The sequence below is a fragment of the Acinetobacter sp. ACNIH1 genome (assembly GCF_002934695.1).
In the GTDB taxonomy this organism is placed as follows: Bacteria; Pseudomonadota; Gammaproteobacteria; order Pseudomonadales; family Moraxellaceae; genus Acinetobacter; species Acinetobacter variabilis.
Genome location: NZ_CP026420.1, coordinates 1,850,377 through 1,865,897, shown reverse-complemented (window position 1 = coordinate 1,865,897; position 15,521 = coordinate 1,850,377). Strand labels below are relative to the sequence as shown.

Here is a 15,521-nt window from a genome sequence, read left to right as displayed (position 1 = left end):
AGAAGACTAAGGAATGTAGTTTAAAAACTGTATTTAAAACTAACTATATTCTTAATAAAACAATTCTTAATGGCTTTGTTGCACAAAGAATTAAAAGTAAAGATTTCTCATATCTACTCAAATTTAAGTGACAACTCGGGTATGTGGTCTGCCTAGGTCTGTAAATTTATTTAATACCGCCACACGTGCATGAATCTCATTGACTTGGCTTTGAAAATTTCTCGCACTGAGTTTATCCCCCAACAATTTGATACAATGCATCTTGGTTTCAACCAAACTTCGCCGATGATAGCCTGACCATTTCTTCCAAATAGTTCTTCCTAAACGCTTAATTGTTCGAAGCAATTCATTGTGTTCTAGCGAGCCCATCTTTTTATCTTTCGATGGCTTCGCATTTTTTCTTGGTGGAATGACCGCATGTGCATCTCGATCTAAAATGACTTGTCTGCAGTACTTCGTATCATAAGCACCATCGGTATAGACCGAATCAATTCGTTCGTCTAAAGGAATTTGAGTAACTAAATCATCGAGTACTTGTGAATCGCTCACATTATTTGTAGTGAGCTGTACTGCACGTATTTGCAAGGTGTCGGCATATCAATACCAATATGAAGTTTGCGCCATTGTCGACGATATTCAGGCTGATGTTTCTTTCGTTTCCGTTCACCTTCACCTATAAACTTTAAGCCAGTAGAGTCGACAAGTAGATGTAGTCCATCACTACTTTTTTGATAGCCAATCGTAGTATCAATACGCTGTTGTCGTCTACAAATTGTAGTGTAGTTTGGCGCTACCCAATTTAACCCACAAAGATGGATGAGACTTTGAACAAAGCCAGTGACCATACGTAAGGACAATCGAAAGAGAGATTTAATCATTAGGCAACATTGGATAGCTGTGTCAGAGTAAGTTTGATTTCGTCCTTGTTTGCCTTTTGATGGGGCATACCATTGCGTAGCAGGATCAAACCAAATGGCAATATTTTCACGATTAATGAGTGCTCGGTTATATGAAGACCAATTGGTTGTACGATAAATTTTAGGTGTAAGCTTATTCATTTGAAAATTATATTGTGGAATAAGCCTTTAAAGATAGGTTTGTGTAACAAAGCCATCCTAAACTTAAAATGTACAATCGAGAGATTAATACAAGAAGAATCGGGATTAAGTACGTATTTGGTCGCCTTAAGACCTTTGAAATTCTGGCTGACCATTATCGAAATAGATGCAAAAGACTTGGTCTGAGATTTATTTTAATCACTGGAATTTACAATATGGGATTGAGTTAAAAATCACTTATGAAAGTGATCCACTATTGGTATCTTATTTGCAATAAAGCTTTTAATAAATCGTATTAATATTTATGTGTCATCTTACTTAAATATCCGCTGTGTATGGTCCAGCTATATTAAGATGGGTTGATGCCATGATCTGTTCTCTTGAAAAATTCCAATTAAAAACAATCAGCGTGGCATGTATAAGTTTCAGCGCTATATTGCTTACTGCTTGTCAAAGTACGACGATAACGCGAAATCAACAGGCCAATACAGCACAACAGCTCCAACAAGAAAAAGTCCAACAACCGAAACGTGTGGTCTTTTTCTTGGGTGATGGTATGGGCATTACCACGCTTACCGCTTCACGTATTTATGCTGTTGGTGAAGATGGTCAGTTGGCGATTGATCGGCTGCCTGAGTCGGCCTTTGTTCGTACCTTTTCTGAGGATGCACAAGTCACTGACAGCGCACCTTCGATGGGCGCATATATGACTGGTGTGAAGATGAAAAACGAGGTGATCTCGATGCAGACAGGGACAATTGCAGTTGAACCTGACTCAGTAGGGAATAACCAATGCGCGACTAACCCAAAAAACAAAAATAAGCAAAACACACAGACATTACTCGAATTAGCCAAAGCAAAGGGTTGGGGGACAGGTGTTGTGACCACTACGCGGATCACGCATGCCACACCAGCATCAACTTATGCTCATATTTGCCACCGTGATGCTGAAAATGATATTGCATCACAGTTAGTCCCGAGTTCAAAAGGCGATGCTTATCAAAGCTATAACCTCAAACTTAAAGATGGGGTCGATGTGGTTTTAGGTGGAGGTAAGCGTCAATTTTTGCCTAAAGATGCAGGTGGAGAACGTACTGATGGGCGCAATCTAATTAGCGAGATGCAAAAGGCAGGCTACCGCGTGGTTTTTGATGAAAACCAACTCTCCCAAGTGCAACTGGCGAAAAATGAAAAATTATTGGGTTTATTTAATCACAGCCATTTAAATTACGACTTGGATCGCACCAAGAAAAACTTGGCAGAGCCGAGTCTCAAGCAAATGACGCTGTCTGCTTTAGACATCCTGACGCAAAATAAAAAAGGTTTTTTCCTGATGGTGGAGGGAGGGCGTATAGATCATGCGCTGCATGACACCAATGCCAAGCGCGCATTACAAGACACGATTGCCTTAAATGATGCTTTAGAAGCAACCATTCAAAAGCTTAAACAAAGTGATCCTGAACTTAAAAATACACTGATTGTGATCACGGCCGACCATGATCACACCTTGGTTTTAAATGGTTATGCCAAGCGCACAGGAAAATACGTCGAAGGTAAGGAAACCAGCGTGCTTGGATTGGTAAAAAATTATGACCAAGCGGGCTTTGCTCAAGATATTCATGGTCAACCTTATCCGATTATCGGTTTTGGTACGGGCAAAAAACGCCCCACTCAAAACCGTATGGATGACTTGGTATTGAACTTAAAAGACACTGATGTCTGTCATCCTGTACAAGGGCCAAAGGCACCACAAGGTGAAAAATATAGTTTCACCTATCCTTTGGCTGAAACGGGTTGGTGTACGGGCACTGCTGCGGATGATTTCCAACAAGAAGCTGTGATTCAAACGGGCTATAAAGATAAAGAAACGCATGGTGGTGCAGATGTGTTTTTAGGTGCGATTGGTCAGGGGGCAGATCAGTTCTCGGGTAGCCTTGAAAATATTGAGGTCAATCACCTCATTCGTAAGATCACAGGCTTATAGCAGAGGGATATCACATGAAACATACTTTAAAAACCATCCCATACATGATGCTTCTGCTTACAGCGTCGATTTCTTCAAGTGCTTTGTATGCTGCTGACACCACAGTTACACCGACGAAAAGCGTTATATTCTTTTTAGGCGATGGCATGGGACCAACCACAGTGACGGCAAGTCGTATTTATGCTGTGGGGGAAAATGGCAAACTGGCCATGGATAGCATGAAGCACGCAGCACGGATTAAAACCTATTCTGAGGATGGTCAAACCACAGATAGCGCTCCCTCTATGGGCGCCTATATGACTGGGCAGAAAAATAAAAATGAAGTGATTGCCATGACAACAGGAACGGTTGCGGTCGAACCTGAAGATGGAAAATTGCCGAATGGCAAAAGCTTAGCGAAAGCCCTTAACCGTTGTCCAGAACAGGGCAGTAGTGTGGTCGCAGGTATGCCTGCGTTAAGTATTTTAGAACTGGCAAAAAAGCAGGGAAAAGCGGTTGGCGTAGTGACGACGACTGAACTCACCCATGCCACACCTGCGGCAACCTATGCACATATTTGTCATCGTGATGCACAATACGATATTGCGCTTCAAGCTGTTCCAAAAGGTAAAGCTTATAATCCAAACTTATTGGATGGCATTAATGTCCTTATGGGAGGTGGCTTAAATCACTGGACGCCTTATGATGCAGTCTCTAACCCCAAAGGGCGCTTGGATGGCCGTGATTTATTGGCAGAGTTTAAACAGCAGGGTTATCAAACCGTTTTAAGCCAAAGTGATTTGGCACAGACGGTCAATACTCAGAAAATTTTCGGCGTATTCTCCACACAGTCGCATTTAAATTTTGATTTGGATCGACTCAAGAAGAATATAAAGACTGAACCGAGTCTGGCGGTGATGACCAGTAAAGCGATTGATGCACTGCAAGCACAGAGTCATGGACAAGGCTATTTCTTGATGGTTGAGGGTGGGCGTATTGACCATGCACTACATGCCAATAATGCCAAACGGGCATTGCAGGAAACCAAGGCATTTAATGATGCAATTCAAACTGCACTGGACAAAGTGGATTTGAGCAATACCTTGATTGTAGTGACAGCAGACCATGACCATGTGATGACCTTTAATGGTTATGCCGCACGAACGGGCCAAACGACGGAAACTAATCCGGGTATTTTGGGGCTGAGCTATGACTATAATATTGCAAAAGAGCAAAATGCTTACAGCAAAGTGCTGGCTGATGGCCAAGTACATAATCCATACCGCGATGTAAATGGGGCAACAGGAACGACACTCGTTTTTGGAAATGGCACGGGCAAGCGTTTAGATATTCGTGACAGTATTAGCAACGAGCAAGCCTTTGCTGACGACTATAAACAAGAAGTCGGGGTACAACTGGCGAAAAGCGAAACACATGGCGGCGGAGATGTGATGCTGTTTGCTGAAGGAAAGAATTCAAATCTTTTCAAAGGCACACAAGAAAATACATGGGTATTTGAGCAACTGAAAAAGGCATTTGGATTTTAATGGATACAAGATTAATACGGCCGTTCAAATTCAAAATGAAGTTCTTAGCATTGTCTTTCAGTTTGCTCAGTCCATGGGTATGGTCGGCCGATGAATATCGTATTGATTATCAGATTGAACGGTTGGATGCCAATGGCGTCACGACCATTCAAAAATACAGTGAGAAAATGATTCGAGATGCGCAAAATATCTGGATTGAACGTTTAAACACTCAAACGCATGCTGACGAACCCCAGACACATAGCAACGTTCATGTGTCTGCCAAAACAGACACCCATGAGCATGTGAGTTTTGACAGTGCAATTCAGTGGATGCAGCGCAAAGATGTAGTCGGGCAAGCAAACGTAGAAAGTCCGTTTCAGCGTTTTTATATTTTGCCAGATGAAAAAATGCGGGTGCAATTGCAGGATGTCGATCAAGAAATGCTAGGGATGAAAAACTGTTGGCGCTGTGAATATAGTTTGATTCATCCTGACATTTTAAAGCGAGCACAATTGATTCAACGTGATCCGAAGTTAGCGCATTATCAAATACGCAGTGCTGGGCAAACGTTGAATATTATATGGAATGAACAGGATCAACTGGTTCAAAAATATGAATTGCTCAAACCGACCTCAGGCTATGCCAAAACCTTTACCGTGCGCAAAATTGGCCAAAATGTTGCTACACCTTGGACGCAAACAGAAAAATACAGCGAACGTGACTATGCGGACTTTAGTGATTAGCTGATGAGTTTTTGGCTTTTAATTTCGGCGTTATAATAGGAATATCCGTGATTTTTTTGGGAAAATAGGTGGTTAGGATTGTGCCGCTTGTACTGTTAAACCACTCCAACGTTTAAATGCACGTCGAAAATTAGTGGCATCGTTAATTTGTAAATACTGAGAAATCTGTTCAGTTTTAAAACCATGCACACGATATAAAATGATGGCGGTATGCAAACGGCTTTGATCGAGTTGCGCCTGAAAATGGGTCTGATGCTTTTTCAGTTTACGTTTTAAGGTGGCAGAACTCATTTGAAAATAATCAGCAGTTTGTTCAAGTTGAATATTATTTTGAATATTTTGCATGAAGTATTGATGCAAACTGAGCAAAAAACTCTGTTGAATATTTTGAGCTGTCATTTCTTTCAGCGCATGTTGATAACTGATTGCAGCTAAGGTCGAAGAGGCATTGGGAAGTTTTTCATGGATCAAGTCACGAGGCAGGCTCATCATGTTGATCGGGCGATTAAACTCTAAAGCACTGCCTAAATGCGTCCAATATTGTTCAATATAATCCGGTTCAGAAAAATTAAATTCGAATTTCCACGCTAACTTGGTTTGATACAGTTGACGGCTAAACGCTTGTATTGCACTCATTGCGCTTTCGATTAAAAAGCGATTTTCAAGCTTGTTTTCATCTAACCAATAAATATGAATATGGCTTTGACTGTACATGAGTCGAGGGCATAACCACGGTGAAACAGATGCGGAAAATGTTAAATAACGGCTAAGCGCCTCATCGAAGGTCGATGCATACAGCATGGATTTAATGGCGTCATTAAAGGGGGTGGTTAGGCTGCGTTGACCGAATAAAAAACTGATGTCCTGATTGCGAAAACACTGCTCAGCATTTGTTAAAACCTGTTGTAACTGTTGCTGGCTAATCAGCTTTTGCCCTGAAAAGATATCTTCCAAGAAAATACCGCTACCACTAAGTAGGACGTGATGTTCGACCTCATGGCTGACTGCTAAATCAATTAAAATAGATAATTGATGATGCGCAGGAATGTAACTGTAGTCGCATTCAAAGCTCATACCGCGACTCGCTTTGGTGAGTAGTATTGCTTCACTTGGAGCAATTGCTGATTTAATGCACTCAAAAGTTGCTGAGCAGTTTGGTATTGCCCGACTGAACAGCAGGTCGTGAGTGCTTTTAAAGGAATGTGTGCGGACAGATCACGTTGATAATAAGCACTGACCATAAGCATGCGCTCAAGTTGAGCTGCCATTTTTTCAGCCTGTTGTAGCTTCGTCCCTGGTAACAACATAATAAAACGATCTCCTGCGAAGCGGCAGAGCAGGTCTTGTGGTCGTAAGTTTAAGCTAATCAATTGTGAAACATGCTGTAAAATAGATGTGCCTTCATCAAAGCCATATGTTTGATTAATCTGATTAAAATTATGCATATCTAGCAGTATGACGGACATGTCGCTGGGTTCATGCAAGTTTTGCTCAATTGCAGCTTTGAGCTGTGTTTTAAAGTAATGAGCATCGGCTAAAGGGGTGAGTGCATCGAATAAACGGTGATCCCGATAAATACGTTCTCGTTTTTGCATGTGTTTAGAAATCGCCAGTTCTTCTTGATGCCAAAAATAAATCCCGATGGTAAATAGGCACAGTCCAATTGGAAAAGGAATGGACTCAAGCCATGCATCCCACATGATTTCTTTAGGCAGGCGAATAAACTCATCTAAGCTGTCCATCCACATATGGAAAAAAATAAAACACAGTCCATAAAAGATATAGTTGGTTACACGGCCCAAAGGACGGCTTTTAATAATAAAGAAAATCCAAATACCAATAAAAACAGTTGCTCCCCCTTCACCTAAAATATCGACCCAGTTCCATTCAGCAAATGACTTGCTCTGCCCAAGTAGAATAAATAACCAGAGGGATAAGCTACAGGCAGTCGCTACAGATAACAAAGGCCAGCGGTAGTAAGCAAAGTATTTAGGCATAGCATTTTTTGAAATGATTTATTTTCGCCCAAGCTAAACAGATTTAGATGACAGTTTGATGGCAAAGGCTAGAGTCAAAATAGATCAGGGTATTTTCGATTTTTGAGAATAAAAATGCTGAAAACCCTATCTTTGTGGTGAATATGTATCATTCTGTATGCTCAGAATTTTCTCTATACAGATCAAATTAGCTCACATTTTGCTGAAAATGACCAAAAACAAATAAAAAGGGCAGATCGTAAAAGGCACTGTCACATCATGTTCACATTCAATTTCTATTGTGCGTTCAAACCATGCCACTTTGGCTTGAGGGGAAGAACATAATGCAAAATAATCAGAACCGTTTCATGAAACATAAGCGTGCGGGTTTTCAGCTCAGTACACTGGTCCTGTCAATGCTGAGCATGACGCATCTACATGCCGAAGATAACACGGTGGAATATGTACAGGTCATTGGCCAAGCTGCAAGTATGGATAAAGCACTCAAAGAGCAAAAACGTGCCGACCAAATCAGCAGTGTGGTACATGCCGATGGCATCGGACAATTACCCGATGATAATGCCGCAGAAGCTTTGCAACGGATACCGGGTGTATCTACAGAGCGTGACCAAGGCGAAGGACGTTTTGTTTCAGTTCGTGGTTTAGGTGCTGACTTAAATGCAGTGACCATCAATGGTACTTTGGTTCCCGCGCCTGAAAGTGGTCGCCGTGGCGTGGCATTGGATGTCTTACCATCAGAGCTGGTGCAGTCTTTGGCTGTGGTGAAAACGCTGACACCAGATATGGATGCCAACTCATTAGGCGGTACGGTGCAAGTCGAAAGTTTATCAGCCTTTGACCATGACGGTTTGTTTTATACGGGAACGGTTGAAGGTGGTTATGATGAAAAACGGGAAAAATATAGCCCTAAAGCATCGGGTGCCATCAGTAACCGTTTCAGTGTTGGTGAGGGGCAAGACAACCTTGGGGTAGCGTTGGCACTGAGTTATCAAAACCGAAAATTTGGCTCGGACAATGTTGAAACGGGCGGGGCTTGGGATGGCGATGCACTTGAAGAAACCGCAATGCGCCAATATGACATCGAGCGGGAGCGCATTGGTGCGGGGCTGAATTTTGATTACCGCCCCAATGACACAGGCGAATACTATTTAAGAACTTTATATAGCCGATTTAAAGATACCGAATCGCGTCAAGAAGTTTCAGTTGAATTTGCCGATCCACAACTTGCAGGGCAAAGTGGAGATGCCGAAGTCACTCGCTCATTAAAAAGTCGTGTTGAAACGCAAGAAATTCAGTCCTTTGTTTTAGGGGGCAAGCAAGGTTTCGACACGTGGACTGTTGAAGGCCAACTCGGTTATAGCGAAGCATCGGAGGAAAACCCAGGCGGTATTTCAGGGGCGAAATATAAAGCTGAGTTTAGCAATGTTGGCTTTAGCAGTACCCAAAAGCCAGTTGTAACAGCAGATCAAGATTTTTATGATGCTGCCAACTATGAGCTAGATTCGGTGTCGTGGGAAAAGTCTAAAACCACCGATAAAGAATACAACGGTAAATTAGACTTTTTAAAAGACTATATGTTGGGGAATTATGCTGCTGCATTGAAGTTCGGGGGCAAAATCAGTCAACGTGAGAAAACCAATAATACCGATGAATGGAAATATAAAGACCTCAGCACGTCAAGTTCAGATTTCAATTCAAACAGTCACTATGAACTGGGACAGTTTGGTCCAAGCATCAATGAAAATGCCATTCAGGACAAAATAAATGGGCTAAATGCTGCTGACTATGTGGTTGCGGATGGCTCCATCATTAATGACTTTAAGTCAAATGAAGACATACAAGCGGCTTATGTCATGAATACGATTGATTTGGATCAATTGCGTGTGATTGCTGGTTTACGTTATGAAAATACCAACTTTGAAGCACGTGGTTTTGAGTTTAATGATGATGTGATCACTGCGACCAAATATGAAAATGACTATGATCATTGGTTGCCAAGCTTACATTTGCGTTATCAATTGGCGGACAATACCTACCTGCGTGCGGCATGGACCAATAGTGTCGTGCGTCCGAACTTTGCGCAAAGTGCGCCAGGTGTTTACATAGATGGTGATGAAGCTGAGTTTGGTAACCCAATGTTAAAGCCTTTAGAATCTTCTAACTTTGATTTGGGTGTAGAAAAGTATTTTGGCAAAGCCAGTATGGTGAGTTTTTATAGTTTTTATAAAGATATCGACAATTTTATCTATAACACCAATATTGCAGGGACAGGTCAGTGGGCTGACTTTGATGAAGCTGTGACTTATAAAAATGGTCAAAGTGCCAAACTCTATGGAATGGAGTTTGCCTATTCACAAAAATTTGACCACTTAGGAGCACCATGGAACGGGTTCTTGTTGGGTTTAAATACCACCTTTAGTAAGTCAGAGGCGGATATTGATTCGATGAAAGATGGTGAACTTCTGAGTCGTCGTATTCATTTGCCAAATCAGTCGGATGTGGTGGCGAATGCGATGCTTGGCTGGGAAAATGAACGTTTTGGTGTACGACTTTCAGCAAATTATAAATCGAGTTATCTGTATGAACTTGGTGACATTGATACGCCTGAAAAAGATATTTATACCGATGACCAAATCTTCCTTGATTTGAGTAGTCATGTGAACTTATCTAAAAACTTACAGCTCAAGTTTGATGTACAAAACATCACCGATGAGCATTATTACAACTATGCAGGTTCTAAGGCTTATAACGCGCAATATGAAGAGTATGGCCCAGCTTACAAACTGGCACTGACCTATACCCATTTTTAAGTCGAATTAAATTTAGTACTCAGGTTTGCTCAACAGAAGCAGACCTGAGGTTCCTTGCCTAATTTTGAGTATCTCTATGAAATTTTCATCTTTTAAATGGTCTGCTTTAAGCAGTTGCTTGCTGTTATTGAGCGCATGCAGTCAGCACAGCGTGCCCCAAGCTCCGCAAAATAGCCAGTCATTAAGCTCGGTTGAAATACCAATAGATCAGCCTATGGCAGCGAAGTTGCAATTACGTGAAGTCGACATGAATGGGGCGAAAACTGAGGATGTGCAATGGTTAACCTTGAGTGCATGGACTGAAGTTGCCGCACTGTTGAGCAGTAAAAATAAAGGGCTACAAATTTTAGATGATCAACAAAATGTACTACATCAAATTCAAGGTCAGTTTGGGCGTTTTGATTATCGGATTGGTTCGGAGCATTTATTGATTGCTGCGTCGAATTTGCAACAACAGCAAATTCAACTGATGAGCATGAACTTAAAAAATAAAGCATGGGACAAGCCTAGTTTTATTCCAAAGCGTTCATTTAAGTCTGAAGATGTTTGCCTATATACCGATGCTCAAGGGCTGAGTTTTGCTTTTTTAGTAGGTGAAGAGGGGCTTGGTGAACAATGGTTGGTGGCTCAGCATGAGAAGGCTTTGGTTCAACCACAGTTGGTACGCCGTCTCAGTTTTCCACCTGCTAGTAGTGTATGCAAAGTGAATGATGCCACAGCAGAGTTGTTTATTAATGAAGCGAATGTTGGCATTTGGGCATATCCAGCTCATTCTGAAGCAGACATGGTGCGTCAGGCGGTGGATCTTGTGCAACCCTTTGGTTCGATTCAAGGTTCACCTTCTGCAATTGCGATTGTAGATGATCATGTCGCGGTACTCGATGCAGAAAAACCTTTGCTTTATCGTTATCAAAAGCAAGATAAGCAATGGAAAGCACAGCCGCCTTTACAACTAGACACGGTGAAAGAAGCAGAGACTTTGAGTGTTCAAGGTAATTTAACTGATAAATCCTTGCTGATTTTAGATGATAAAACCGTGAAAGTGACAGATGTGGAATGGGAAACGCAGACCCAGACCAAAGCCCAAAATATCATCACTATTCCAGCAGAAGTGCAGACGGAGGGCGTGCCAAGTACAGGTGATGCGGCTGATGATCCTGCAATTTGGCATAATGCTGCACAGCCGAGTCAGTCCCGTATTTTAGCGACAGATAAACAAGGTGGTCTACAGGTTAACGACTTACAGGGTAAAACTGTGCAGTACTTGCCAGTAGGGCGATTGAATAATGTCGATGTACGCCACGGTTTTAAATGGGGCAATCAGACAGTCGATTTGGCGGTGGCATCGAACCGAGATCATAACAGCCTGCATCTCTTTGCGATTCAACCCAAAACGGGCAAGGTTTCTGTGCTTGGCGAGTTAGTAACCACATTGGATGATATCTATGGCATTTGCATGTACCGCGACGCTCAAGGGGAAATCTATGCCATTCCCAACGATAAAAACGGGACTTTTGTTCAATACCACATCACGGCTGCACAGCAAAAATTAAGGGCTGAAGAAGTACAACGGTTTTCAGTGAAAACCCAACCTGAAGGCTGTGTTGTAGACGATGCCACAGGGCGTATTTTCTTGGGTGAAGAAGATGTCGCGGTGTGGGTAAAAGATCTCAACCCACAAACTCAGCTTCCTATGCAGCAGGTGATAGGTGTAGGAGATATCATGCATGATGACATTGAGGGGATGGGACTTTATCACGGCAAAAACCAAAGTTATTTGGTGGTTTCAAGCCAAGGCAATGACAGCTTTATGGTGCTTGATGCCGCTGCACCTTACACGGTTCGTGGCGCATTTCGTATTGGCATCAATACCGAAAAAGGCATTGACGCTGTGTCTGAAACAGATGGACTGGATGTGAGTTCCTTAAATTTTGGTGGCCAATGGAAGCGAGGCATGTTGGTGGTGCAAGACGGACGTAAACGTATGCCTGAAACCAATCAGAACTTTAAATATGTGCCTTGGGAAAAAATCGCTCAAGCCCTGCATTTGGACTAAATAGCGCTTTAGTACCTGAGTGAGTACATGGGCTGCTAAAGAATCACAGCCCATTTTAAAAATATATATGTACTGCACCATGCAGTAAAAAAATTGGAGTGCGTTATGCAAGCAACGATGGATCAAATGTCAGTTTGGATGTTGATTAGCCATGCCAGTGTGTTGGTAAAAGTAGTGATGTTGATTTTGGTTTTATCCTCAGTCGTAAGTTGGTATTTAATCGTGCGTCACGGCATGTTACTTCGTGGACAAGAGCAGCTTTGGAACCGTTTTTTAAAGAATTTTAGACAGCAAAAAGATCTCAAGCTTTTACAGCAAGATTACCAACAGCCTGCACAACAAAAAGGCGTTGTCAGCATTTTTCAACATGGGGTGGATGAATACCATCAATTGATCAAAGATGAGCAACTCACCACAAGTGATGTGATTGATGGGGTAGAACGTCGTTTACTCAGTAGCATCAGTGAGGAAGAAGAAAAGCTTCAGCAGAATCTGACCTTTCTCGCAACAGTTGGTTCAGTCAGCCCGTATATAGGCTTATTTGGAACGGTCTGGGGCATTATGAATGCGTTTATTGGACTGTCTGCCGTTGAACAGGCAACCCTCAATACAGTTGCCCCAGGGATTGCAGAAGCGCTGATTGCGACAGCCATTGGTTTATTTGCCGCTATTCCTGCAGTCGTGGCGTATAACCGTTTTTCGGCACGTGCTGACAAGCTTTCCAGTCGTTATTACGGTTTTGCCAATGAGTTGCAAACGCGTATTTATCGTTTGTTGGGGCACACTGAGCGCACTTCGCGTTAAGGAGCAAGAACCATGATTAAGCGTCCTCAAAAATTAAAACCCAATGCCGAAATGAATGTGGTTCCTTATATTGATGTCATGTTGGTGTTGTTGGTAATTTTTATGGTGACTGCACCAATGTTGACGCAAGGCATTCAAATTGATTTGCCTAAAGTGGATGCCAATGTCATGCCCGCGTCACAACAGCAGCGTATTGTAACCTTATCTATTCAAGCCAATGGCCAGTATTACTGGAATATTGGATCAGAAGTGAATACCGAGAAAGTTACGGATCAGGCCATTGATTTAGCCACTATGCAACAAAAGCTCGTTCCGATTATTCAAAAAGATAAAAGCTTACAGTTTTATGTACGTGCCGATCAGAATGCTGATTATCAACTGGTTGCACAGGCCATAGCAGCCTTGCAAAAAAGTGGGGTAACGAACTTGGGGCTAGTGACAGAGGAACCACAATCATGATGGCAACCGTTTCCAAAATTAGGTTTCGTGATCAAGGTCTAGCACTTTCGGTCACGGCTGGATTGCATATTGCGCTAATTGCATGGTTATGTACGGTTGAGATGCATGAAACATTGGAGGAACCCAAGCCGAAAACCATTCAATTACAATTTGTGCAAATACCCCCTCCAATCAAACAACAACCTGAACCTAAAAAGCCTGAGCCGATAGTCGAAGAAAAACCCTTACATGAGCCTGTCAAAAAACAGCTTGAGAAACCTACTGAAGTCCAACCGAAAACCACCAAGAAGTTTGTAGAGTCACAGAGTAGCAAAATTGTACCTACAGCGGCTAAACCGACACAGCAAGTCGTGACGGAAAAGCAAACGGCAGTAGCGGAATCTCAGAAAACAGTAGATACGCAGTCTCAAGCGGATATACCAACTCAGACGAAGACCCAGAAATCAGTAGAACCTAAAGCACAAACTCATCCTGAATCATTTGATGTTAAAAATTATCAACCTGTTACCCCAATCTCAACTTTTTAAGTGATTGAAATAAAAAGGACATAACCCTATTTTAGTTTCCACCAAGAAATTAAAGCAAAGTTATGTCCATTGAAGAATTTATCATTTTTGTCTATGTAATCATAGAAGAACTTTATCCCATTGTTGTTACTCAGCCCCTGAGAACTCGTGGTTTTCCGCCTGCTGTTACTGATGCAGAAATCATCACTATGCAAATAGTAGGTGAATTTCTTGGTTTAGATACAGACAAAAATATTTGGATGTATTTCAAAAACAATTGGTTAGAATGGTTTCCAAAATTAGGATCTTATCCCAATTTCTGTAAACATTGTGCAAACCTGTGGCATGTCAGTCAATCCATTATGGCACAGCTCATTCAGCGTTATGGTTCAGATAACATTCACTTTATTGATGGCTTCCCACTCCCTGTCTGTAGTTATACCAGAGCTAGAAAGCATAAAAACTTTAAAGAATACGCAGGTTTTAGTTATTGTGCTGCAAAACAAGAAAAATATTATGGTTTCAAAGCTCATATCGTCATTAATCTTTCAGGCATGATTTCGGGTTATACCTTTGCACCTGCTCATTGTGATGAGCGAGATGTTGCACCTGAAATTACGAATGATATTTACGGTTTACTGGGAGCAGATAAGGGCTATTTAAGACCAGAATTGAAACGATATTATGAATATCAGGGTATTGATTTACAAACACCCTTTAGAAAAAACATGATAGATTTCAGACCTAAAGAGACACTGCAAATACTGATGAAAGCCAGAAGAAAGATTGAAACAGTGATTGGTCAATTAACAGATCGCTTTCACATTCAGAAAGTGAGGGCAAAAGATCTATGGCATTTAACCCACCGCATAACTCGTAAAATTCTGTCGCATACAATTTGTGTGGTGCTAAATAAAAAGCTTGGTCATTCACCAATTCAATTCGAAAATCTTATTTTAAGTTGAGATTGGCGTAACCTGTTGTAAAAATAGCACCAGCTTACCCTGAACAAGCTTTGGATCGTAAGCTGGAGGGGGATTGTACGGTGGTGTATAACGTGAATGAAAAAGGACGGGTAGAAAATCCAAAGGCACAAGGTGACTGCCATCCGACGTTTGTACGACCTTCGATTCAGGCTGCACTCACTTTTAAATACCAGCCTCGTCTCGTCGATGGCAAACCAACCAGTGTATCGAATGTTAAAAATACTTTCCAATATAGGATTGAAATTTAATCGTTGAATAATAACCAAAATTCTAGATATATAATCATTTTTGATGAGGATTTCATAATTTAGTGGAGCAAATATATCTAATTTGAAAGATTTTTTTGTGCAGTAAAATAATATTGGAATTATTATGGATGTTACCTAGTGTAGCGAATTCTCCAATATCGGCTATATGGCCAAAATGAATATTGTAAAGTATTATATTAATTTGAGTTAGTGTAATTGGGCAGTGTAGATGAGCTAAAGAAGCAAGTCTAGAACAAGTCTTGCGCCTGTCTGAGTTAAATACTTTTACTGATGAGCATAGGCACTGTATTATAAAACCAACTATTTCTTTAATTGCACATCTTATCTGCCTTTTTTAAGTA

General features: G+C 41.5%; 12 protein-coding genes and 2 pseudogenes. 11 read left to right on the top strand and 3 right to left on the bottom strand.

Going from position 1 to position 15,521, the window contains the following annotated elements:
* Nucleotides 1-123: 123 nt before the first annotated feature.
* Nucleotides 124-1,058 (bottom strand): annotated as a pseudogene (locus tag C3F22_RS09195) (IS5 family transposase).
* 119 nt (nt 1,059-1,177) lie between these two features.
* Here C3F22_RS09195 and C3F22_RS09190 point away from each other — a divergent pair.
* The 4 genes and pseudogenes from C3F22_RS09190 to C3F22_RS09175 all read left to right on the top strand — a co-directional run.
* Nucleotides 1,178-1,288: pseudogene (locus C3F22_RS09190) on the top strand (IS5/IS1182 family transposase); the annotation flags it as partial.
* Between the two features lie 137 nt (nt 1,289-1,425).
* Nucleotides 1,426-3,042: an alkaline phosphatase gene (locus tag C3F22_RS09185; protein WP_104426378.1), complete on the top strand. Its 1,617-nt coding sequence runs from the start codon at nt 1,426-1,428 to the stop codon at nt 3,040-3,042.
* A 14-nt stretch (nt 3,043-3,056) separates the two neighbouring features.
* On the top strand, nt 3,057-4,568 hold the full coding sequence (locus C3F22_RS09180) for an alkaline phosphatase (protein WP_104426377.1): 1,512 nt from the start codon (nt 3,057-3,059) through the stop codon (nt 4,566-4,568).
* A gap of 35 nt (nt 4,569-4,603) precedes the next feature.
* Complete coding sequence (locus C3F22_RS09175) at nt 4,604-5,293, top strand: hypothetical protein (protein ID WP_228203534.1); 690 nt, start codon at nt 4,604-4,606, stop codon at nt 5,291-5,293.
* Nucleotides 5,294-5,365: 72 nt separating this feature from the next.
* Here C3F22_RS09175 and C3F22_RS09170 read toward each other — a convergent pair whose 3' ends face one another.
* Nucleotides 5,366-6,367 (bottom strand): helix-turn-helix transcriptional regulator, encoded by a 1,002-nt coding sequence (locus C3F22_RS09170; RefSeq protein WP_104426375.1) that lies wholly within the window; start codon nt 6,365-6,367, stop codon nt 5,366-5,368.
* Complete coding sequence (locus tag C3F22_RS09165) at nt 6,364-7,290, bottom strand: diguanylate cyclase domain-containing protein (RefSeq protein WP_104426374.1); 927 nt, start codon at nt 7,288-7,290, stop codon at nt 6,364-6,366. The genes C3F22_RS09170 and C3F22_RS09165 overlap by 4 nt, the downstream gene beginning before the upstream one ends.
* A gap of 323 nt (nt 7,291-7,613) precedes the next feature.
* On the opposite strand from C3F22_RS09165, the gene C3F22_RS09160 reads away from it, so the two are divergent.
* From C3F22_RS09160 to C3F22_RS09130, 7 genes are all read left to right on the top strand, one after another.
* A complete protein-coding gene (locus C3F22_RS09160; protein ID WP_104426373.1) occupies nt 7,614-10,100 on the top strand; it encodes a TonB-dependent receptor in 2,487 nt (828 codons plus the stop codon).
* A gap of 214 nt (nt 10,101-10,314) precedes the next feature.
* A complete protein-coding gene (locus C3F22_RS09155; protein WP_228203533.1) occupies nt 10,315-12,156 on the top strand; it encodes a phytase in 1,842 nt (613 codons plus the stop codon).
* A 105-nt stretch (nt 12,157-12,261) separates the two neighbouring features.
* The gene (tolQ, locus tag C3F22_RS09150; protein WP_104426371.1) at nt 12,262-12,960 is read left to right on the top strand and encodes a protein TolQ; all 699 of its coding nucleotides are present in this window, start codon (nt 12,262-12,264) and stop codon (nt 12,958-12,960) included.
* Nucleotides 12,961-12,972: 12 nt separating this feature from the next.
* Nucleotides 12,973-13,419, top strand: a complete 447-nt coding sequence (gene tolR, locus C3F22_RS09145; protein WP_005234817.1) for a protein TolR — start codon at nt 12,973-12,975, stop codon at nt 13,417-13,419.
* The gene (locus C3F22_RS09140) at nt 13,416-13,946 is read left to right on the top strand and encodes a hypothetical protein (protein WP_228203532.1); all 531 of its coding nucleotides are present in this window, start codon (nt 13,416-13,418) and stop codon (nt 13,944-13,946) included. The genes tolR and C3F22_RS09140 overlap by 4 nt, the downstream gene beginning before the upstream one ends.
* A gap of 62 nt (nt 13,947-14,008) precedes the next feature.
* On the top strand, nt 14,009-14,890 hold the full coding sequence (locus C3F22_RS09135; protein ID WP_004282326.1) for an IS982-like element ISAba9 family transposase: 882 nt from the start codon (nt 14,009-14,011) through the stop codon (nt 14,888-14,890).
* A gap of 80 nt (nt 14,891-14,970) precedes the next feature.
* The gene (locus C3F22_RS09130; RefSeq protein ID WP_322872459.1) at nt 14,971-15,159 is read left to right on the top strand and encodes a hypothetical protein; all 189 of its coding nucleotides are present in this window, start codon (nt 14,971-14,973) and stop codon (nt 15,157-15,159) included.
* The last annotated feature ends 362 nt before the right edge of the window (nt 15,160-15,521 follow it).

Excerpts from the sequence above, each read along its gene's own strand:
- C3F22_RS09135 (WP_004282326.1), top strand. The coding sequence starts at position 14,009 with ATGTCCATTGAAGAATTTATCATTTTTGTCTATGTAATCATAGAAGAA.
- C3F22_RS09185 (WP_104426378.1), top strand. The coding sequence starts at position 1,426 with ATGATCTGTTCTCTTGAAAAATTCCAATTAAAAACAATCAGCGTGGCA.
- C3F22_RS09180 (WP_104426377.1), top strand. The coding sequence starts at position 3,057 with ATGAAACATACTTTAAAAACCATCCCATACATGATGCTTCTGCTTACA.
- tolQ (WP_104426371.1), top strand. The coding sequence starts at position 12,262 with ATGCAAGCAACGATGGATCAAATGTCAGTTTGGATGTTGATTAGCCAT.
- tolR (WP_005234817.1), top strand. The coding sequence starts at position 12,973 with ATGATTAAGCGTCCTCAAAAATTAAAACCCAATGCCGAAATGAATGTG.
- C3F22_RS09175 (WP_228203534.1), top strand. The coding sequence starts at position 4,604 with ATGAAGTTCTTAGCATTGTCTTTCAGTTTGCTCAGTCCATGGGTATGG.
- C3F22_RS09165 (WP_104426374.1), bottom strand. The coding sequence starts at position 7,290 with ATGCCTAAATACTTTGCTTACTACCGCTGGCCTTTGTTATCTGTAGCG.
- C3F22_RS09170 (WP_104426375.1), bottom strand. The coding sequence starts at position 6,367 with ATGAGCTTTGAATGCGACTACAGTTACATTCCTGCGCATCATCAATTA.
- C3F22_RS09160 (WP_104426373.1), top strand. The coding sequence starts at position 7,614 with ATGCAAAATAATCAGAACCGTTTCATGAAACATAAGCGTGCGGGTTTT.
- C3F22_RS09140 (WP_228203532.1), top strand. The coding sequence starts at position 13,416 with ATGATGGCAACCGTTTCCAAAATTAGGTTTCGTGATCAAGGTCTAGCA.
- C3F22_RS09155 (WP_228203533.1), top strand. The coding sequence starts at position 10,315 with ATGGCAGCGAAGTTGCAATTACGTGAAGTCGACATGAATGGGGCGAAA.